At 36.3% G+C, this 19,339-nt stretch carries 18 protein-coding genes; 7 read left to right on the top strand and 11 right to left on the bottom strand.

What is annotated here, in order from left to right; genetic code table 11:
- Window positions 1-59 precede the first annotated feature (59 nt).
- The 3 genes from QGN23_RS03030 to pdhA form a co-directional block, all read right to left on the bottom strand.
- Complete coding sequence (locus QGN23_RS03030) at window positions 60-728, bottom strand: ABC transporter ATP-binding protein (protein ID WP_282905560.1); 669 nt, start codon at window positions 726-728, stop codon at window positions 60-62.
- A gap of 117 nt (window positions 729-845) precedes the next feature.
- Window positions 846-2,471, bottom strand: coding sequence for a pyruvate dehydrogenase complex dihydrolipoamide acetyltransferase (locus QGN23_RS03035; protein ID WP_282905561.1), 1,626 nt, complete (start codon window positions 2,469-2,471; stop codon window positions 846-848).
- A gap of 73 nt (window positions 2,472-2,544) precedes the next feature.
- The gene (pdhA, locus tag QGN23_RS03040; RefSeq protein WP_282905562.1) at window positions 2,545-3,549 is read right to left on the bottom strand and encodes a pyruvate dehydrogenase (acetyl-transferring) E1 component subunit alpha; all 1,005 of its coding nucleotides are present in this window, start codon (window positions 3,547-3,549) and stop codon (window positions 2,545-2,547) included.
- Window positions 3,550-3,875: 326 nt separating this feature from the next.
- On the opposite strand from pdhA, the gene QGN23_RS03045 reads away from it, so the two are divergent.
- The 3 genes from QGN23_RS03045 to QGN23_RS03055 are packed head-to-tail and all read left to right on the top strand — an operon-like array spanning window position 3,876 to window position 6,660.
- Window positions 3,876-4,316 carry a phosphatase PAP2 family protein gene (locus tag QGN23_RS03045; RefSeq protein ID WP_282905563.1) on the top strand — a complete coding sequence of 147 codons (441 nt, stop codon included), beginning with the start codon at window positions 3,876-3,878 and terminating at the stop codon, window positions 4,314-4,316.
- A gap of 6 nt (window positions 4,317-4,322) precedes the next feature.
- The gene (locus tag QGN23_RS03050) at window positions 4,323-4,805 is read left to right on the top strand and encodes a BlaI/MecI/CopY family transcriptional regulator (RefSeq protein ID WP_282905564.1); all 483 of its coding nucleotides are present in this window, start codon (window positions 4,323-4,325) and stop codon (window positions 4,803-4,805) included.
- A 58-nt stretch (window positions 4,806-4,863) separates the two neighbouring features.
- Window positions 4,864-6,660, top strand: coding sequence for a DUF4153 domain-containing protein (locus QGN23_RS03055; RefSeq protein WP_282905565.1), 1,797 nt, complete (start codon window positions 4,864-4,866; stop codon window positions 6,658-6,660).
- A gap of 368 nt (window positions 6,661-7,028) precedes the next feature.
- On the opposite strand, the gene QGN23_RS03060 is transcribed toward QGN23_RS03055, so the two are convergent.
- Both QGN23_RS03060 and QGN23_RS03065 read right to left on the bottom strand, forming a co-directional pair.
- A complete protein-coding gene (locus QGN23_RS03060; protein ID WP_125022269.1) occupies window positions 7,029-7,388 on the bottom strand; it encodes an RNA recognition motif domain-containing protein in 360 nt (119 codons plus the stop codon).
- Window positions 7,389-7,529: 141 nt separating this feature from the next.
- Complete coding sequence (locus QGN23_RS03065) at window positions 7,530-8,393, bottom strand: aldo/keto reductase (protein WP_282905566.1); 864 nt, start codon at window positions 8,391-8,393, stop codon at window positions 7,530-7,532.
- 185 nt (window positions 8,394-8,578) lie between these two features.
- On the opposite strand from QGN23_RS03065, the gene QGN23_RS03070 reads away from it, so the two are divergent.
- On the top strand, window positions 8,579-9,445 hold the full coding sequence (locus QGN23_RS03070) for a sigma-70 family RNA polymerase sigma factor (protein ID WP_039344711.1): 867 nt from the start codon (window positions 8,579-8,581) through the stop codon (window positions 9,443-9,445).
- A 98-nt stretch (window positions 9,446-9,543) separates the two neighbouring features.
- Here QGN23_RS03070 and QGN23_RS03075 read toward each other — a convergent pair whose 3' ends face one another.
- The 3 genes from QGN23_RS03075 to QGN23_RS03085 are packed head-to-tail and all read right to left on the bottom strand — an operon-like array spanning window position 9,544 to window position 11,104.
- Entirely contained in the window at window positions 9,544-10,143 is a 600-nt protein-coding gene (locus tag QGN23_RS03075) for a Crp/Fnr family transcriptional regulator (RefSeq protein WP_282905567.1), read from the bottom strand.
- Between the two features lie 9 nt (window positions 10,144-10,152).
- On the bottom strand, window positions 10,153-10,527 hold the full coding sequence (gene ytxJ / locus QGN23_RS03080; protein ID WP_282905568.1) for a bacillithiol system redox-active protein YtxJ: 375 nt from the start codon (window positions 10,525-10,527) through the stop codon (window positions 10,153-10,155).
- Window positions 10,528-10,567: 40 nt separating this feature from the next.
- The gene (locus QGN23_RS03085; protein WP_282905569.1) at window positions 10,568-11,104 is read right to left on the bottom strand and encodes a YfiT family bacillithiol transferase; all 537 of its coding nucleotides are present in this window, start codon (window positions 11,102-11,104) and stop codon (window positions 10,568-10,570) included.
- Between the two features lie 120 nt (window positions 11,105-11,224).
- Here QGN23_RS03085 and pncA point away from each other — a divergent pair, with 120 nt between their 5' ends.
- Both pncA and QGN23_RS03095 read left to right on the top strand, forming a co-directional pair.
- Window positions 11,225-11,830 (top strand): bifunctional nicotinamidase/pyrazinamidase, encoded by a 606-nt coding sequence (pncA, locus tag QGN23_RS03090; protein WP_282905570.1) that lies wholly within the window; start codon window positions 11,225-11,227, stop codon window positions 11,828-11,830.
- A 102-nt stretch (window positions 11,831-11,932) separates the two neighbouring features.
- Complete coding sequence (locus tag QGN23_RS03095) at window positions 11,933-13,477, top strand: S41 family peptidase (RefSeq protein ID WP_282905571.1); 1,545 nt, start codon at window positions 11,933-11,935, stop codon at window positions 13,475-13,477.
- Here the strand turns inward: QGN23_RS03095 and QGN23_RS03100 are convergent.
- Both QGN23_RS03100 and QGN23_RS03105 read right to left on the bottom strand, forming a co-directional pair.
- On the bottom strand, window positions 13,474-13,899 hold the full coding sequence (locus QGN23_RS03100) for an SRPBCC family protein (protein WP_282905572.1): 426 nt from the start codon (window positions 13,897-13,899) through the stop codon (window positions 13,474-13,476). The genes QGN23_RS03095 and QGN23_RS03100 overlap by 4 nt on opposite strands.
- 278 nt (window positions 13,900-14,177) lie before the next feature.
- Window positions 14,178-14,555 carry a GreA/GreB family elongation factor gene (locus tag QGN23_RS03105; RefSeq protein ID WP_282905573.1) on the bottom strand — a complete coding sequence of 126 codons (378 nt, stop codon included), beginning with the start codon at window positions 14,553-14,555 and terminating at the stop codon, window positions 14,178-14,180.
- A 532-nt stretch (window positions 14,556-15,087) separates the two neighbouring features.
- Between QGN23_RS03105 and QGN23_RS03110 the strand changes: the two genes are divergently transcribed.
- Window positions 15,088-15,990, top strand: coding sequence for a CorA family divalent cation transporter (locus QGN23_RS03110; protein WP_282905574.1), 903 nt, complete (start codon window positions 15,088-15,090; stop codon window positions 15,988-15,990).
- 153 nt (window positions 15,991-16,143) lie between these two features.
- Here QGN23_RS03110 and QGN23_RS03115 read toward each other — a convergent pair whose 3' ends face one another.
- Window positions 16,144-18,876 (bottom strand): sodium-translocating pyrophosphatase, encoded by a 2,733-nt coding sequence (locus QGN23_RS03115; protein WP_282905575.1) that lies wholly within the window; start codon window positions 18,874-18,876, stop codon window positions 16,144-16,146.
- Window positions 18,877-19,339: the final 463 nt, after the last annotated feature.

A 19,339-nucleotide genomic window follows, 5' to 3' on the forward strand; every position in this document is an offset into this window, starting at 1 on the left:
AGAATTAACTTTTAAATTTAAGCAAAATAAACCGATTGCGATTTTCTTACAAACAGATCTTAATAAATAATCTGGCCGTCTTTCATTACCAATTTACGGTCGGTTGTGTCTGCAAGATGAATGTTATGGGTTACAATTACAAAGGTTTGATTATACTTGTCCCGTAAATCGAAGAAAAGCTGATGTAAATCGTCAGCATTTTTAGAATCTAAATTTCCGGTTGGTTCATCAGCGAAAATAATCTTAGGAGAATTAATCAACGCTCTTGCGACCGCTGTTCTCTGCGCTTCACCACCGGACATTTGATTCGGTTTGTGGTGAATCCTGTGGGCAATATTCAAATCTTCAAAAAGGGAATAAGCTTTATCTATCGATTCCTTCTCGTTTTTACCGGCTATTTTCGTTGGTAACAAAACATTTTCCAAGGCTGAAAACTCAGGTAAAAGCTGATGAAACTGAAAGACGAACCCAATATTTTCATTTCTGAATTTCGACAGTTGCCGGTCACTCATATTAATGAAAGACTGCCCTGCCAATTCGATTTGGGTGTCAAAATGTTTAATATCAGTGGGCTTATCAAGGGTTCCCAAAATCTGAAGTAACGTTGATTTTCCGGCGCCGGATTCGCCGACAATGGAAACGACTTCGCCTTCTAAAATGTGAACATCAACTCCTTTCAACACTTCTAAATCACCGTAGGACTTATGAATATTACGCGCTTTAATCATGGTTTCAAAAATAGTGAATTTGCTTTAATTTATTGCAAATTTCCCGCAGTTTTAGAATTAAAAAACCTTTCAACATAAATGCTGAAAGGTTTATATTAAAATAGAGCCACTTTTGCCTTACAGAAGCAAGGATAAAGGTTGTTCTAAATACGTTCTTAATGTCTGTAAAAACTGCGCTCCTGTCGCACCGTCAACTACTCTATGGTCACATGCCAATGAAAGTTTCATGACATTTCCAACCACGATTTGACCATTTTTTACAATTGGTTTTTCAACAATTGCTCCTACTGAAAGAATTGCGGAGTTTGGTTGGTTGATAATTGAGGTGAAAGTTTCAATGCCGAACATTCCCAAGTTAGAAACTGAGAAAGTAGAACCTTCCATTTCATTAGCTTTCAAACCTTTAGATTTCGCTCTTCCTGCCATATCTTTTACGCCGGCAGAAATTTGATTGTAATTCATCTGATCTGCATTTTTCAACACAGGAACCACTAATCCATCAGGAATTGCCACAGCAACACCTACGTTGATATTTCCGTGGTGAATGATTTTATCTTCTTTCCAGGTAGAATTCACCTGCGGATGTTTTCTTAAAGCCATCGCTGTCGCTTTAATGATCATATCATTAAATGAAATCTTGGTATCCGGTAAAGAATTGATTTCTTTTCTGGCTTCAATCGCTTTATCCATATTGATTTCAACGATCAGATAATAATGCGGCGCCGTGAATTTACTTTCAGAAAGACGTTTTGCAATAATGTTTCTAACCTGTGAATTTGGAGTTTCAGAATCTTGACCCTGAACGAAATTCACAGCAACCTGCGCCGGAGCAGCAACTGCAGCCGAAGCTGAAACTTCCTGTTTAGCTGATGCAGCAGCACCTGGCTGATAATTCTCAATATCTTTTTTTACAATTCTACCGTTTTCACCTGTTCCTTTTAAAGAATGAACATCAATTCCTTTGTCTTCAGCCATTTTTTTAGCTAAAGGAGAAATGGCCAGTCTTTCGGTAGAAGAATTTGCAACGGTTTGTGCAGATGTATTTTCTGAAACGGAAGCATTTTCTGAAGATTTTTCAGCAGCAGGTTTTGAATCTGCTTTTTTCGCTCCACCGGAAGTTAGACCGGAAACATCAGTTCCTGCAGGTCCGATGATTGCTAAAACAGTATCAACGGGACTTGCTTCACCTTCGCCAACGCTGGTGTAAAGTAAAGTTCCATTCACTTCTGATTCGAAATCCTGAACGGCTTTATCGGTTTCAATCTCTGCTAAAACATCACCTTCTTTTACAGTATCGCCAACTTTGAAATGCCATTTTGCCACTTTTCCTTCTGTCATTGTATCAGAAAGACGTGGCATTGTGATTACTTCAACACCGGCAGGAATTTCTTGGGTGCCTGCAGACTGCGTTTCTGTGGAGGGTTGTTCGTCTGTTTTCTTTTCTTCTGCTTTTTCTGAAACTGCGGTCTCGGTTTTTCCGCCTGTTAATGCAGAAATATCTTCACCTGGGTTTCCTATAATAGCCAATACGGAATCAACAGGTGATGAGCCACCTTCTTCTGTACCGATAAATAATAATGTACCGTTAAATTCTGATTCGAAATCCTGTACGGCTTTGTCAGTTTCGATTTCGGCCAAGATATCTCCTTCTTTTACTGCATCTCCTACTTTCTTGTGCCATTTCGCCACTTTACCGTCCGTCATCGTATCTGAAAGACGGGGCATTGTAATCACTTCTGCCATAATATTCTGTTATTTTAGATTCAATAGATGAAATCTGACTTTAATAAAAAATCAGATTTCAAATGAATTATTTTTAGTTATTTTCTAATTTATTGATGAAAGGATAATCTTCCTGCGCATAAACGTAGTCGTAAACTTTATCCAGATCCGGATAAGGAGACTGCTCCATAAATTCGACACATTCTTCAACGAAGTCTTTGGATTTATCTTCCATTGCTGTTAATTCGTCTTCAGTAGCCCAGTTATTATCTAAGATTCTTTTCTTAACGATTTCGATAGGGTCTTCTTTTTTATACTCAGCAACTTCTTCTTTGCTTCTGTAAGGTTCTGCATCAGACATAGAGTGACCTCTGAAACGATAAGTTCTCGCCTCGATGAACGTCGGTCCGTCTCCTCTTCTCGCTCTTTCAATTGCCTCAAAAGCTGCTTCAGCAACTTTTTCAGGATCCATTGCATCCACCGCAAGGCAAGGCATTTCGTAACCCAATCCTAATTTATAGATATCTTCATGATTGGCTGTTCTTTTTACAGAAGTTCCCATTGCATATCCATTATTCTCGACAACGAAAACCACTGGAAGTTTCCAGTTCATCGCCATGTTGAAGGTTTCATGAAGAGATCCCTGTCTTGCAGCTCCATCTCCGAAGAAACAGATATTTACCGCTTTTCTGTCAAAGTATTTATCGCCAAAAGCAATTCCTGCTCCTAATGGAATCTGTCCGCCTACAATTCCGTGGCCACCATAAAAACGGTGCTCTTTGCTGAAAATGTGCATAGAGCCACCCATTCCGCCAGAAGTTCCAGTGGCTTTCCCACAAAGTTCCGCTAAAATTCTTTTGGGATCTACGCCCATTGCCATTGGATGAATGTGACAACGATACGCCGTAATCATGCTGTCTTTGGATAGATCCATCGCATGTGTAAAACCAGCTGGTATTGCTTCCTGACCGTTATATAAATGTAAAAATCCTCTGATTTTTTGTTTTAGATAAAGAGAACGGCATTTGTCTTCAAACCTTCTCCACATTGTCATTTCTTCGTACCACTTCAGGTACACCTCTTTCGAAAATTCTTTCATGTGATAACTATTGCTTTTTTATAACAGCATGGAACCGCTCGGTTTCATGTTTGTTGGAAATATTTAGCAAAAATAATAAAAAACTTTGTCTTTATTGGTAGCATAAGAAAACATTGTTCTGATTTTAGTCATTAAAAAATATTACTTTTGAAAGAATAATACAATTTATGTTAAAAACTCCCTCATCTGTCTTGTTAAAAATCTCAAAATATCTGTCGGATTTTTTTAATCCTATGAATTCTTTAATCATCTATTTCATTTTATACTGTGCTCAGAATTTTTCCTTAAAAGAAACACTATCTCATTTTTTACCGATTTTATTAATAATGATTATTCCTGTTTCATTCTGGATTTTCTATCATGTAAAAACAAAAAAATATACCGATAGTGATGTCTCTGACCGCAAACAAAGAACAGGTCTTTACTTTTTTCTTGCAGGAAGTATAGTTGCGTATTTAACGTTTTTCTATTGGCAATCCTCAAGAGTTGATTTTGTTCTGTTATTTCTTTTGATATTATTAATCGTAATGCAGGTGAGTAATTATTTCATCAAAAGTTCGATGCACACTGCTATTAATATATTTGTGGCTGCTTTGATGTTTACCTTGAATCCTTTTTATGGATTTGCCTGGCTTGCAATTTCTATCGCCGTTGCATACAGCAGAATCATTTTAAAAAGACATAGCCCCGCAGAAGTCCTCAGCGGCGCGGTTATCGCGAGTATCGTTTCTTTTATTTACCTTTATACAACTATTCAAATTCAATAATATATTATGAAAATAAGTCATTTGACTCCCGGAGAAGAAATTCTAATGAATGTTTTGTGGCGGCTTGATTCGGCTTATATGCGCGAGATTATTGAGCAATATCCTGAACCAAAACCGCACCCTAATACCATTTCAACTTTTCTAAAAATATTGGTCGAAAAAGAATTTCTTACTACTGACAAACAGGGGCGTGTTTTTCAATATACTGTTGCGATTCCTTTTGACGACTATAAAAAATATTTATTGAAGATTTTCCTGGAAGATTATTTTAATAATTCCCCTTCCGAACTCGTAAAATTATTACGTGAAGAACACCTTCTAAAAGATTCCGATTTAAAACAGTTCTTCGAAGAAAATGGGACAGCAATCTCTAATCAGGAGAAAGAAGAGGATTCAGAACTCAGTGAATTTCTCAATGAGATTACCGCTCCGAAAAAGAAAAAAAAGAAAAAAGAAAAGGACGATAAAAAGAAAAAGAAGAATAAATAGCTATATCAAACGGCTTTATTATAGTCTTCATTCTTGAACTTTAAATTAAAAATCCAAAATGGTTGAAAAATTCAAAGAAGTATTCGGGAAAGCCGGTGCAATAATCCGGGAATACCCAATGATTTTAGTCATGGCTTTAATCGCTGCAGCCTCAACGATCTTTTATATTAATCATGATTATAGCCGGGAATATTCATTTGTCTACTTAAAATCTGGACTGGTTGCGTCACTTGGAATTTCGCTAATGTTTGCTTTAAAGATGCTTTCGCAAAGAATTGGGAAAGAAATTCTGCTGCAGGTATCAGGAATTCTCTTTCTAATCATTTTTTATTTTCTACTGCCGCCAGGGGAAAAGCAATTTACAGAAGTTTACGCTTTCTTACTCGTACCCACTTTTTTATTATCGCATCTTTTGGTTTCCTTCATTGCGTTTATCGGAAAGAACCGCGAACTTAATTTTTGGCAGTACAATAAAAATCTCTTCATCAACTTATTCCTGACCGTCGTATTTACTGGTATTTTAACCGCCGGAATTATGCTTGCGATTTTAGCAGTAGACCATCTTTTTGATTTTAATTTTAACAACCGTTACTATTCCTATACTTTCAGTTTATTAACCATTTTCGGGAGTTGTTTTATTTTTCTCTTATTTAATGAAAAAGGACTGTTTTATTTAGAAAAAAATGGTGATTATCCTGTGATTCTGAAGTTTTTCACGCAGTATGTTTTGGTTCCACTGCTTCTTATTTATGTGGTCATTCTTTATTTTTATTCCGCAAAAATCCTTATTAACTGGGAATTACCGAGAGGTTGGGTTTCTTATTTGATTCTCGCCTATTCTGTAGTCGGAATTTTAGCCATCCTTTTGGTGCATCCATTGAAAGAAGATTCGACCAAATCGTGGGTCAGGATCTTTTCTAAAATTTTCTATTATGCTCTGGCACCTTTAATTATCCTTTTGTTTATTGCGATATTTACGAGGATTTTAGAATACGGCTACACCGAACCGCGATATTTCGTTTTATTGCTGGCTCTTTGGCTCACAACGGTTGTTTTTTATTTTATTTTCATTCGTAAACAAACCATCAAATTTGTACCTGTCAGTTTATTTGCGTTCGGATTATTTTCTTTGACTTTCCCCTATCTGAATACCTTCTCGGTAGCCAAAAGAAGCCAGAAAAATGAATTGATGAAAACCTTGGGTGCAAATAATTTATTGGAAAATGGAAAGATCAATTTCAATAAAAAAGTTTCTGACAGCGTGGCAATGGAGCTTTCTGACAAATTTCAATTTCTGGCTAAAAGGAATGAAAAAGAATTCCTCTTGCCGCTCCTTCAGAAAAAAGGTCAGGCGCAACTTGCAAAAACAACCGATAACGGTAATTTCAATGAAGTTAGAAATGTCATCCACGATCAGTTCAAAAATGTGACTTATAACCTTTCGGATAAAAAAGCAAATCCTGTTTCCCAAAATATCACTTTAATTGCAAAAGACTTTAATGCCGATCTCACCGGTTACCACTATCTCTTCAAAGCGTATAATTACAAAGACAATTTCTTTGAATTCGATCATAATATTGTTGAATTAAAGATGCCGATAAGCCAATTCAAATCTGAATTATTTTTAATTTTTAATAATCAGAAAGTTAATCTGGTTCCAGATTTACAAAAATTGTTTGCAAATTATCCAAACAGCGGAGAAATAAAAGTTAATCAACTTTTTATCACCAAGAAAATCGCGAATTATGAATTTAAAATTATGTTTGATACGTTGATTCTAATAAAATCTGCAGACAAAGAACCCCAATTTCTTATCAATTCGGAATCGGTTTTAATTTTAATTAAGGTCGATTAGGATTTTCATATTTAAAGAATACCTTTAATTCCCAGCGAATCCTGTTTGCGATATTTTCCTAAAAGCCAGGAAGGTGCAATTTTCATTAATTAAAAAACAAAATAAGTATTTAAACAGAAGTGATTGCAGTAAAATAATGGATATCCGTTTTCGATCATCATGTAAATTTTTAATCCAAGGGGCGCAAAAATTTTTTATTTACAACCACCTTTTTTTTGCTTTTTAGGATCGCAAAGGCGTTTCGCTTAGTACAGTTTGCAAAGGTTTCACAATTATTACTAATTGCGGAAAGATATAAGATATCTAATTTTTAAACACAAAAAAAGCGACTTTTTAAAAAAAGTCGCTTAAATTATTCAGGTAAAATCTTACCAGTTAGAACCGCCACTACGACCTCCGCCGCTGTATCCGCTTCCACCACCACGATTTCCACCTCCGTAACCACCACCGCCTGAACGGTTGTTGTCAAAGCTTCTTCTTGGTTTGTCTTCTCTTGGCTTAGCTTCAGAAATGTTAAGTTCTTTACCATCCAATTCTTTTCCGTTTAGAGCTTCGATAGCATTCTTGCCATCTTCATCGCTCATTTCTACGAAACCGAAACCTCTTGATCTACCGGTTTCTCTGTCAGTGATAATTTTGGCAGACGATACGTCACCAAATTCTGAAAATAAATCTTGCAACGACTGTTCTTGGGTTGCATAGTTAATGTTTGAAACAAAAATGTTCATCTTAAAAAAAAATTAATTATTAATACTGTTGAAATTATAAATGAAACTCAATGAATGCGATGAACAATGATTGACTTCGGATATAAAAACGAGTGCAAGTTACAATTATAATTTAAACCTGCAAGTTTTTTATATAATATTTCACATTATTTCTTTTCCGTTTTTGGCCTGTAAGAGTTTAAACCAATCTTCGTGCTCCAAATTAATAGAAAAACTTTCGTTAAGTTTTTTAATATTTTCCACACGTGAAGTACCTATAACAGGAAGAATGTTGGCTGGATGTTTTAAAATGAATGCGAGAAGAATCTGATTTTCTTCCGCAGCATATTTTTGACAAAGTTGCCCGAGTACTTTTTTTATTCTTTCGTTGGCCTCAGATTTTTCCGTAAAATAATTTCCCAGGACTGACCAGGCCATTGGCTGAAGCTTCTTAAGCATCATTTGATCCAAAGTTCCGTCGAAAAAAGAATTGGTGTGATTGAGAGAAATTTCAACCTGATTCGTAATTACAGGAAAAGCATCATTGATCAGATCAAACTGTGAAGGTGAAAAATTAGACACGCCGAAATGGCGAACTTTTTTCTGTTCACGTAAAATCGCGAAACTATCCGCTATTTCAGCTGGATTCATCAATGGTGATGGCCGGTGAAGAAGCAATAAATCAAGGTAATCAGTTTTTAAATTTTTTAAACTCTGATCCACCGATTTTAAAATATGTTCCTGCGAATAATTATAGGATTTCACAGTGTAATTTCGGTTGGAACACGGCATTTCAATTCCGCATTTTGAAATAAACTGTACCTCTTCCCTCTTCAAATTCATTTGTACAAAAGCATCGCCGAAGAGTTTTTCAGTTGTGTAGTCTCCATAAATATCTGCGTGATCGAAAGTATAGAGCTTTTCATCGAGAGAAACTTCAATGAGTTTCTGCACTTCTTTTTGGGAATGATTGGCGCCCCAAATTCCCCAGCGCATAGTTCCTATAATAATGGGTGAAAAATTCATTTTATTTATAATTTCCTCAAAAATAAAAAATTAATCGATCAACTTTACTATTTAAAAATTCTCAACATGTATCTATAGAAATTATCGCCCAAAAAAGATGATGCGATTTATTTACCAATTTTTGTAACCTTTTGATATTTGTGATCGTATAATATAATGCAGTCCTAAAGTGGACCTTATTTTATATGAGACAATTAAAAATTACCAAACAGGTTACCAACAGAGAAACCGCCTCTCTCGACAAGTATTTGCAGGAGATTGGAAAAGTTGATTTGATTACAGCCGACGAAGAAGTTGAATTGGCACAAAAAATACGCGCCGGAGACAGAGTGGCGTTGGAAAAACTAATTAAAGCCAACCTCCGATTCGTGGTATCTGTTTCTAAACAATACCAAAACCAAGGACTTTCCCTACCCGATTTAATTAACGAAGGGAATTTAGGTTTGATGAAAGCTGCGAAAAGATATGATGAAACAAGAGGTTTTAAATTTATCTCTTATGCAGTTTGGTGGATCCGTCAGTCGATTCTACAGGCATTGGCAGAACAGTCTAGGATTGTAAGATTGCCACTGAATAAAATCGGATCGATTAACAAGATCAACAAAGCGTACGCGCATTTGGAGCAGGAAAACGAAAGACCGCCATCTCCAGAGGAATTAGCGGAAGTTTTGGACATGAGCGAAGACGACATCAAGGAATCAATGAAAAACTCCGGAAGACACCTGTCGATGGATGCACCTCTTGTAGAAGGTGAAGATTCTAACTTATACGACGTTTTGCGTTCCGGTGAATCCCCAAGTCCGGATAAAGATCTGATGTTGGAATCACTGCAAATCGAAATCGAAAGAGCGTTGCAAACCTTGACTCCAAGAGAAGCTGATTTGGTTCGTTTATATTTCGGACTGAACGGAAAACATCCGATGACTCTGGAAGAAATCGGTGAAACTTTTGATCTGACAAGAGAAAGAGTCCGTCAGATTAAAGAAAAAGCGATTAAAAGATTGAAACACAATACGAGAAGTAAGATTCTGAAATCGTATTTGGGTAAATAAAATGCCGCTAATGCACGAATAGTAATTATTGTAATTCCTAATTTGGCACTGAAAAGCATTCTTAAAAAAAAAGGAACTCCAGGCGAGTTCCTTTTTGTTTATGAAGTTTTGAAATTTTTTCGGGCCAGTTCTTTTCGGACTCTGCTCAAACTTTCCGGTGTAATACCTAAATACGATGCAACCATCCATTGCGGAACGCGCAGTAAAATATTGGGATACATTTTGATAAAACTCATGTACCTTTCTTCGGCGGTATCTGCCAAAAGCGAATTCACCCGATTCTGTAAATTCCGGATGTGTTTCTGCAAAAGCATATCATTGTTTTCGGCAGTTTGCGGAAATTTTTCAATCATATTAATGAAGAAATCATTGGTCAAAACAAAGACCTCTGAATCTTCAACTGCTTCAATATAATATTTTGATTTCTCATTAAAATTAAGCGAGCTCCGGTCAGAAATAAGCCAATTTTCAGGCGCGAACTGAATGATATGTTCTTTTCCGTTCCGATCGAGAGAGTACATTCTGAGCAATCCTTTTTCTACAAAAAAAGTATCCAGACAAACTTCACCTTCACTGAGCAGAAATTCATTTTTCGCAACTTTTTTCAACGTGTAAAAATTACTGCATCCAGAAATTGCCTCTATAGGAACTTCCAGAATTTCAGACAAATAATTATTGATATTTTGAAGAGAATCCATACTCAGTCTTTAAATAAGATTAACAGAAATACTTTGATGGGAAGCGTTTTTCACTGCTTTTCCATTTTCTAAAACAATCATTTGCGGACTTTGATGTGTGACGCCTAAATCTTCAGCAATTTTGTTAGAAATCGGCCGGTATGAAATTAAATCCAGAAAATAATATACTGCATCATTTTCTGCACCAGCTACTTCCTTTTCAAAATTTTTCAGAACCATTTTACTGATATGACACCTCGTAGAATGTTTAAAAACAACCACTTTCTTTTCAAAGGACTGACCGATAGCTTCTTGTAAATCCTCTTCGGATTCAATTGTATTCCAGAACGTTGAAGATGATTTTTGGGGCTCATCACTGCCAAATATTTTATTAAAAAAACTCATATTTTATCGTGTTTTAAAAACCAATATACTCAGTTTTGTTTTACCAGTTGTTTTCTAATTTCAAATTATTAATATGCGCAAAATGATGGTCACAATGCCAGGCACAAAACGCCAGATTCTCTTTTAAAGTGATATCGCGGTTTTGTTCCGGATGATGAAATGTACTTTCATATTCTTTGTTCGTCAGCGATTTCAGTTCGTACACCCATCGTTTGTGAATTCCCTTCAACATTTGAAAAGCTGGTTTTATATCGATGCTGAAACTGTCCTGCAACTCCGCCCACTGTTGTTCATCATAGGTTTTTATCGTAGGGTTATTTTCGGTTAAAGCGAGTTTAAACCGCATATAACTGTTCATGCTGCTGTCCGAAAGGTGATTAATCAACTGCCGGATTGTCCAGCCTCCGTTCCGGTATTGGGTATCCAGTTGCTCTGCGTTCCAGTGTTGAACCAGGTTTTTTAACCCTGCCGGAAAATCTTTTAATGTTTTAATATGCCGGTCAATATCTTGATCTGTAATTGTATCAGGCTCCTCAAATTTCCCAATCGGATATTTTTTATGTTCTAAATTGTCCATATTATTTGTGTTTTTTGACGATTTGGCCTGTCACTTAATTTGGCTGAACTTTTGCGTTTTACGTTGTAAATTTACTACAAAATAAGTTGAATGCAATACAACTTAAAAAAAATTAAGAATATGAAAAAAGCCCTGATTATCGTTGATGTACAGAATGATTTTTGCGAAGGAGGTGCACTTGCAGTTCCTGGAGCCAATGAAATTATTCCTTATATTAACTCGCTGATGTTGGAAAATGAATATGACCAAATTGTGCTCACCCAAGATTGGCATCCTGCTGATCATAAAAGTTTCGCTTCTAATAATGGAAAAAAAGTAGGCGACAATATTATTCTCAACGGGATCCCACAACATATGTGGCCGGATCATTGTGTACAGGGAACTTTCGGTGCGGAATTTCATAAAGATCTGAACAGAGATAAAGTGACGCACATCATTCAAAAAGGAACCAATGCAGAGTTTGACAGCTACAGTGGTTTTCAGGATAACAATCAGTTTATGAAAACCGGTCTGGATGATTTCTTAAAATACCACGATATTCAATTGCTAGAAATCGTTGGTTTAGCTTTGGATTATTGTGTGAAATATACTTGTTTAGATGCAGCAAAATTAGGATATGTAACATGTTTACATTTTAATGGAACACGTGCGGTCAACGTAAAACCGGAAAGCGGCAGAGACGCCATTTTTGAAATGCTGCAAAATACAGTAACGATTTTAGGATAAAATAACGCGCACTTGAAACAACAACAACTTCTCATTTTTAATGGGAAGTTTTTTTGTTCGTTTATTTCATTATAAAATTTTATTTTTAGCAAAAATTATACTTTGAAAAAAATCATCCTCTTTTCGCTGTTTTTAGTCATCTCCTCCTGTGTTTCCGTAAAAAAGTACAATGCGAAATCAGAGATTCCTGTTTCTGCTGAAAACTTAAAAAAAGATGTTGATTTCACTCAACATAAATTAGAAGAACTTCACCCAAAACTGTATTGGTATATTTCAAAAAAAGAACTTGATTATCAATTCGACAGTTTAAAAATGACGATTCAGAAACCATTAAAACCGAATGAATTTTATGAAAAACTAGCGCCAGTCATTGCGAGAATAAAAGAAGGACACCTGAGATTATATCCTTATGACAAACGACTGACCAAAAATGAAATCAAAAATCTTAAAAATCAAAAAGGTTTGTTAAGCCGCTATAATTTCGTGATTGATCGTGACAGAATCTTTGTTAAAGATAATCCTGCAAAAATCCCAAATATGAATGTGGGAACGGAAATTTTAAAAATTAAAGATATTCCGGTAAAAGATTTACTCGAAAAATACAAACCAATCGTGAACAGTGACGGCGATAATACAACGTTTCAAAAATATTCGATGGCGCGACGATGGCCTTCCTTTTTTACCGCAGAATATGGAATTTTAGACTCTGTAAAAATCGAAGTCAAGTATCAAAATGAAGTCAAAGCATTTTATATCCATCGGGAAAAAATCTCCAGAGAAGAAAAGAAAAAGACGGAACAGGAAAATAAAAAACTGACTAAAAGCGAAACCGGAAAAACAAAAGATTACAATATTGTCACCAAAAGTTTCAACCGTGATTTACAGTTTCCAACCAAAGATTCTACAGTTGCGTACATGAAAATAAAAACCTTTTCAGGAACTTTTTCACGGAAATTTTATAAACAGAGTTTTGCAGCATTAAAGAAATCACCTGCGAAATATTTGATTTTAGATGTCCGGGATAATCTCGGCGGTTCTTTATCTGAAATTAATAATTTATATTCCTACCTCGTTTCTGAAGATTTTAAATTCATTAATGACATGGAAGTAACCTCGCGTACATCGATGTTTCATGCGAATTATTTCAATGAAATCCCAATACTAGTTCAACCTTTAGCTGCAGTTACTTATCCTGTTTATTTACTGGGAACCGCTTTATCTGTTAAAAAGAAAGATGATCACTTTTATTTAAAAAACAATGGAATTTTCGCTCTAAAAAAACCAAAAAAAAACCACTTCGATGGAAAGATCTATGTTTTGATTAATGGAAGCAGTTTCTCGGCATCGTCAATAATTTCCTCAAAATTAAAGGATGCAAAAAGAGCTTTCCTGGTAGGTGAAGAAACCGGTGGCGCCAATGACGGAACGGTCGCCGGAAGATATTCTACTGAAAAATTACCACACTCAAAATTAAAATTACCTATTGGACTAATGCTGGTTCAGCCCAATATTCAGTTTACAGAAACAAAAAAAGGCGTTCTTCCCGACTACGAAATCATCCCGACTTTACAGCAGGTTTTACAGAAAAAAGACCTCCAGTTAGAATGGGTTATGGAGCAAATAAAAAAGGATGAAGGTAATCACTAAGATTCTGCGAGTTCTTTAACTGCATGCAATGCGCGCGGGAAACTGTTGGAAAAATAGGTAACGTATTCTTCTTCGGTATTGATGGTCACCGTTAATTTGGTGCCCTGCTCCGTTTCATATAAATCGTAGTATTCAATAGAGTTTTCAGAGAAAGTTTTTCCCTGGGAAATCCCGTCGAGCACCAGTCCGAAATGCACAAAATGCATGGATTGAAACGGAATTACTTTTTCCACTACTGCAAAAAGGCCGTGTTGTCCCGGCGATAAAAAGCGAATGTCATTACCCTCCAGAAGTTCACCTTCATAGTAGGAACCCGGTATAAAGACGGCAGTCCATTTGCGGTAATTCTGATCACTCCAAAGCGCATCCCAAACCTTTTCCCGGGAAGCACTGATCTCGACTGTAAACTCTAATTTTTTCATGACGCATTCAATTTATAAATTCAGAGATAGGTTTTTAGAAATTGGAGATAAGCTCTCTAAAATCCCGACAAATAAAAATAATTATTTCCGCGATAAGATTACGAAGAAAATTCCGAAAAATTTAATCAAAAATAAAACCAAAAAAACCGGAAAGAAACCTTCGCCATTGCCATTACATTGGCAACGTTTTTTAATATAATTAAACCTGTGAAATTTTCGCTGAAACAAAAGAGACTCGCAAAAATTGCGAGTCTCTTTTAAAAAAAAATAGGAATTAATTAATTGTAATGTTCCACTCCTAAAATTTCGAGTTTTTTATCGCCATCTTCAAATGGCCAGTTAATCACATCTCCGACTTTATTTCCGACGATTGCTAATCCGATCGGCGATAAAATAGAGTATTTCCCTTTTTTTATCTTTTCTCTATTTGTTTGTACAAATAAATATTTTTCTTCTTCGTTCGTAGAAATGTTTTTCACTTTTACCTCACAGTTTACAGTCACCACATCGCCTGGCAATTCTTTTCGCAGAACCTGCTTTGAGGATTTCAGTTGTTCCAGTAGAATTTGTTCCTCTTTGGCTGTTGTTCTTTTTCTTCTTAAATGATCTTTGATCAAATCGTAAACTCCGGTGGTTAAAACTATATTTTCGGACATAATGCTTTATTTTAAAAATGGGTTGAAGAATACTTGGCTAGGATTCACTAAGAAAATGCAAGCACAAAAATTGTGTTTGTATTTTTATAAAAAAGTATTCAAAATTGTTGAGTATTTAATAAAAGTAAATGACCCTGTCCTGAATCCTGACAGGGCGGATTAAATGAACTCTTTAGAATTTTTCAGGAATTTGTCATCATGCAAATAAGACAAAAACAACCACTTTGAATCATCGAAAGTATTCGTTAAAGGAAAGTGCGAAGGTTCTCTTTTTGCTACCATATATTCCAAATATAGCAAATTTATATGACAATTCCAAATATAAGTCCTACAGAATCGCTTTTGAGAGGAATGCTTATTTTAATGAAAAAGTTAAGTTTTAACCGAAATTTTAAATTTATTACAAATACATCAGTCAGTCTCATTAGTTTCAATTTTAATTAGAAGAAACGGTGCCTTTACTCAAAAAATAAATTGAGTTGGTTGGTATCATTTGTGGTTTTAAATGTTAATTTTAACTTAAATTTGCCAAATGCCTATTGAAATATTATTTAAAAATGAACATTGTGAATGGATTGATGTAGAAAGTCCAACCAAAGAGGATTTGGTTTTTCTGCATGAGCGTTATGATATTAATTATCTTCTTTTGGAAGATACGACCGATGCGAATCACCTGCCGAAATTTGAACAGGACGGAAATGTTAATTTTTTCCTGATGCGTGAAAATACGCAACTGGAAAGATCGAATTTGAATACAATCAGTGATATTTCTACCAAACTGGGAATTTTTTTATTTGATCATGTCATCATTACGATTCACCGGTTGAAGAACAGAAGCGTCTACGAATTAAAAAAAGAAATTGTACTGCCACAGAACGACCATATCGCCCGGGATGAAATCGCGTTGAATTTAGCCTTAAAGGTAATCAAGTCGTACGATGATGAATCGAAAAATCTGCTGGAAATAATGGATCAGATCGAAAGCGAAATTTTCCTGAAAACCACCAATCATACCAATCATATCCGGCGGCTTTACCGGTTGAAAAGAAAGTCCGGTTTAAATACCAGAATTCTTAATATTTCTACCGTTTGGGTTGATAAATTTAAAGTGCTTCAGCTCGATGATACGGTCGTAACTGATTTAAAGGACAAGCACAAAGACGTCATCGCAGACTTCGAGCATCTGAATACGCAGGTTACCAGTTTAATTTCGATGTTTCTGGCGATGAGCGACCAAAAGGCGAACCAGGTGATGAAAGTGCTGGCCATTTATTCGATGTACTTTTTTCCAATTACTTTTATTGCGGGTATTTATGGAATGAACTTCGTTTTCATGCCGGAACTTAATGTGAAATACGGTTATTATTTCACGCTTGGACTGATGGGAATAATTACCCTGATTACCTTTGTATATGTTCGAAAAAAGGGTTGGTAAATTTTGAGACAAAAAGACAAGAGATCGCTTCGCTGATAAATAATAGATTAACGAATCTGTAAGAAAAGGAATTCTGCGTAAGTGCATTTCAATAAATAAAAATAAATCCCAACTTCTCAGCTGGGATTTATTTTTGAATAAAACGTATTGGGTTTAAAAATTTAGAATTCGGACGTCAATTCTTCTGTTTTGTGCTTTGCATTCCTCAGTATCATTTTCGGCACAAACCGGATGTTGAGAGCCGTAACCTTCAGCTTCTACTCTGTCGGATGCAATTCCCATTTCCAATAATTTAAGTTTTGCTGCCTGAGCACGTAAGTTCGATAACTTAAGATTGGCTTCTTCAGTGCCGGTATTATCGGTATAACCTCCTAATTTCACTTTTGCAGTAGGGAAAGCATTTAAGATTTCAGCCAAATTATTCAATTGCTCTTCCGAACCTGGTTTTAAATCGCTGCTTCCTGTCTGGAAATGAAGATTTTCGATCGTAAACCACTTTGTATTGTCTAACACTTTTTGATCTTTTGATTGAAGTCCATTATACAAAGCAAGCAACGCGCTATTTTCTCCAACACCGATTGATTTGTTCGTTAATTTAATTTCCTGAATATTTCCGGTATTATAAACGTAATCACCTTCTTCATTAAGTATTCCTGTAGCTTTTCCGGGAGCAATCCCCGTAACGCCATTTACCGAAGTTGCTGCTGCCGTGATTCCTGACATTTTCTGTAAAGATTCTAATTTAACCCTTCTGTTTTCAATGATTTTATCTTTGTGTAAAACTGCTAAAGTAGGCGCAATAACCAAAGAAATAATCGACATTAATTTAATTAAAATATTCATTGACGGACCGGAAGTATCTTTAAAAGGATCTCCTACTGTATCACCGGTAACCGATGCTTTGTGTGCATCCGAACCTTTGTAATGCATATCACCATTAATTTCAACTCCTTTCTCGAAAGATTTCTTGGCATTATCCCAAGCTCCACCGGCATTATTTTGGAACATTCCCATCAGTACTCCGGAAACGGTAGCGCCCGCTAAGAATCCTCCCAAAACTTCCGGACCAAAAATAAAGCCCATCAATAAAGGAGCAACAAGAGCAATCCCTCCCGGAAGCATCATTTTTTTAAGGGACGCATCCGTGGAAATAGCGACACACTTTTCATATTCAGGGACCGCTTTTCCTTCTAAAATCCCGGGGATTTCGCGGAACTGTCTGCGGACTTCTTCTACCATTGCCATCGCTGCAGTACCTACTGCTCTGATTGCTAAAGAGGAGAAGATAAATGGAATCATGGCTCCCACAAATAAACCTGCTAATACGTCGGCTCTGTAAATATCAATTCCGTCAATCCCTGCGATACCCACGAAGGCCGCAAATAACGCTAAGGCCGTCAAAGCTGCAGAAGCGATTGCAAAACCTTTTCCGGTTGCTGCAGTTGTATTGCCAACGGCATCTAAGATATCTGTTCTTTCACGAACTTCTTTTGGAAGCTCACTCATTTCTGCAATCCCACCTGCGTTATCTGCAATCGGACCGAAAGCATCAATTGCCAACTGCATTGCGGTAGTCGCCATCATTCCTGCTGCTGCAATGGCAACACCGTATAATCCTGCACAAAGATAAGATCCGTAAATACCTCCTGCTAATACGAGAATCGGTAATAGTGTAGATTCCATCCCAACTGCAAGACCACCAATAATATTGGTCGCATGACCTGTAGATGACTGTTTGATAATACTTCTAACGGGTTTTTTGCCCATCGCGGTGTAATATTCGGTGATAATACTCATTAGAGTTCCTACTACCAATCCAACTAGGATGGCACCAAAAACGCCCATTTTGGTAAACTCATGACCTCTTAAAGTCATGGTTTCGGGCATTAAATAATTCACCAGGAAATAAGATGAAACAGCTGTTAACACAATACTTCCCCAGTTTCCCAGGTTCAAAGCGTTCTGTACCGGAGCAATATCTAAACTTGTTGTTTCTCCGATTTTAACAAATAAAGTACCGATCATCGAATAAATAATTCCTGTTCCCGCGATTAACATGGGTAAAAGAATGGGAGCAAAACCTCCAAAAGCGTCTATCGAAAAAGTTTCTCTACCCAAAACCATGGTAGCCAAAACAGTTGCAACATAAGATCCGAATAAATCGGCTCCCATTCCCGCGACGTCTCCCACATTATCTCCTACGTTATCGGCAATCGTGGCCGGGTTTCTTGGATCATCTTCCGGAATTCCGGCTTCTACTTTCCCTACTAAGTCAGCACCAACATCCGCTGCTTTGGTATAAATACCACCACCAACTCTGGCGAAGAGGGCAATAGATTCTGCACCCAAAGAGAATCCAGTCAGAATTTCGATGGTTCTTTCCATCTCATGGGAATCTACCCCAGCACCGGGTGCAAATATTTGTTTAATAATGATATACAAGCCTCCTAAACCTAAAACGGCTAAACCAGCAACACCCATTCCCATTACGGAACCTCCGGTAAAGGACACTTTTAATGCTTTAGACAAAGAAGTTTTTGCCGCTTCTGCAGTTCTTACGTTGGCTTTGGTCGCAATTTTCATTCCGATAAAGCCTGCCAGCGCAGAAAGAATTGCCCCTAAAACGAATGAGATACCGATGCTCCAGTGAGAATTGGCACTTGAGGCACCCATTACGGCCAATAAAATTGCAACAACTACCACGAAATAGGCCATCACTTTGTATTCCGCTTTCAGGAAGGCCATGGCTCCATCGGAAATATAACCGCTGATTTCTTTCATACGGTCGTTTCCTGCATTTTGCTTACTCACCCAGGCGCTCTGAATAAAAGTGTAGATTAAGGCAATAATACCAAATATTGGTACGAGATAAAATAATAAATCCATAAAGTACTTTTTGATGTTAATTTGATTAATGTTAAATTTTTGTTAATTAAAACATTACTCGAAAATACACCTTTTTTTTGAACTTTGAGTTGTTTTTCATAAAATAGAGGCTCAGTCTTTTGATCGATGTTAGTCTCATTTTGAAAAAGATCAGCATGTTGAAATTTTATTCACTTAAATAGTTTTCTGGACGCATTTATTATCTGGTCCTTGCTATCTTATCATTTTCCTGAGAAAGCACTAATTGGAAATTAAATCCCGGTATGATCATGTAGTAATTGGCATGGCTGGGTTTAAAAGAAAAAAGGACTAACCTTAAAAGTTAGTCCTTTATCGTAAAATATGTCGTCGCTCAGCATTTCTTTTCGGATTAAAAAAATTGAGACTAAACTATATAAACCCAATTTTTAAATAGGTAAAACATGCTGATCAAAAATTGATAAAAATTTTGACACCCTTCTTT

Source organism: Chryseobacterium gotjawalense, from assembly GCF_030012525.1.
GTDB lineage: Bacteria > Bacteroidota > Bacteroidia > Flavobacteriales > Weeksellaceae > Kaistella > Kaistella gotjawalense.

Excerpts from the sequence above, each read along its gene's own strand:
- QGN23_RS03030 (WP_282905560.1), bottom strand. The coding sequence starts at position 728 with ATGATTAAAGCGCGTAATATTCATAAGTCCTACGGTGATTTAGAAGTG.
- QGN23_RS03035 (WP_282905561.1), bottom strand. The coding sequence starts at position 2,471 with ATGGCAGAAGTGATTACAATGCCCCGTCTTTCAGATACGATGACGGAC.
- pdhA (WP_282905562.1), bottom strand. The coding sequence starts at position 3,549 with ATGAAAGAATTTTCGAAAGAGGTGTACCTGAAGTGGTACGAAGAAATG.
- QGN23_RS03045 (WP_282905563.1), top strand. The coding sequence starts at position 3,876 with ATGATTATTCCTGTTTCATTCTGGATTTTCTATCATGTAAAAACAAAA.
- QGN23_RS03050 (WP_282905564.1), top strand. The coding sequence starts at position 4,323 with ATGAAAATAAGTCATTTGACTCCCGGAGAAGAAATTCTAATGAATGTT.
- QGN23_RS03055 (WP_282905565.1), top strand. The coding sequence starts at position 4,864 with ATGGTTGAAAAATTCAAAGAAGTATTCGGGAAAGCCGGTGCAATAATC.
- QGN23_RS03060 (WP_125022269.1), bottom strand. The coding sequence starts at position 7,388 with ATGAACATTTTTGTTTCAAACATTAACTATGCAACCCAAGAACAGTCG.
- QGN23_RS03065 (WP_282905566.1), bottom strand. The coding sequence starts at position 8,393 with ATGAATTTTTCACCCATTATTATAGGAACTATGCGCTGGGGAATTTGG.
- QGN23_RS03070 (WP_039344711.1), top strand. The coding sequence starts at position 8,579 with ATGAGACAATTAAAAATTACCAAACAGGTTACCAACAGAGAAACCGCC.
- QGN23_RS03075 (WP_282905567.1), bottom strand. The coding sequence starts at position 10,143 with ATGGATTCTCTTCAAAATATCAATAATTATTTGTCTGAAATTCTGGAA.
- ytxJ (WP_282905568.1), bottom strand. The coding sequence starts at position 10,527 with ATGAGTTTTTTTAATAAAATATTTGGCAGTGATGAGCCCCAAAAATCA.
- QGN23_RS03085 (WP_282905569.1), bottom strand. The coding sequence starts at position 11,104 with ATGGACAATTTAGAACATAAAAAATATCCGATTGGGAAATTTGAGGAG.
- pncA (WP_282905570.1), top strand. The coding sequence starts at position 11,225 with ATGAAAAAAGCCCTGATTATCGTTGATGTACAGAATGATTTTTGCGAA.
- QGN23_RS03100 (WP_282905572.1), bottom strand. The coding sequence starts at position 13,899 with ATGAAAAAATTAGAGTTTACAGTCGAGATCAGTGCTTCCCGGGAAAAG.
- QGN23_RS03105 (WP_282905573.1), bottom strand. The coding sequence starts at position 14,555 with ATGTCCGAAAATATAGTTTTAACCACCGGAGTTTACGATTTGATCAAA.
- QGN23_RS03110 (WP_282905574.1), top strand. The coding sequence starts at position 15,088 with ATGCCTATTGAAATATTATTTAAAAATGAACATTGTGAATGGATTGAT.
- QGN23_RS03115 (WP_282905575.1), bottom strand. The coding sequence starts at position 18,876 with ATGGATTTATTATTTTATCTCGTACCAATATTTGGTATTATTGCCTTA.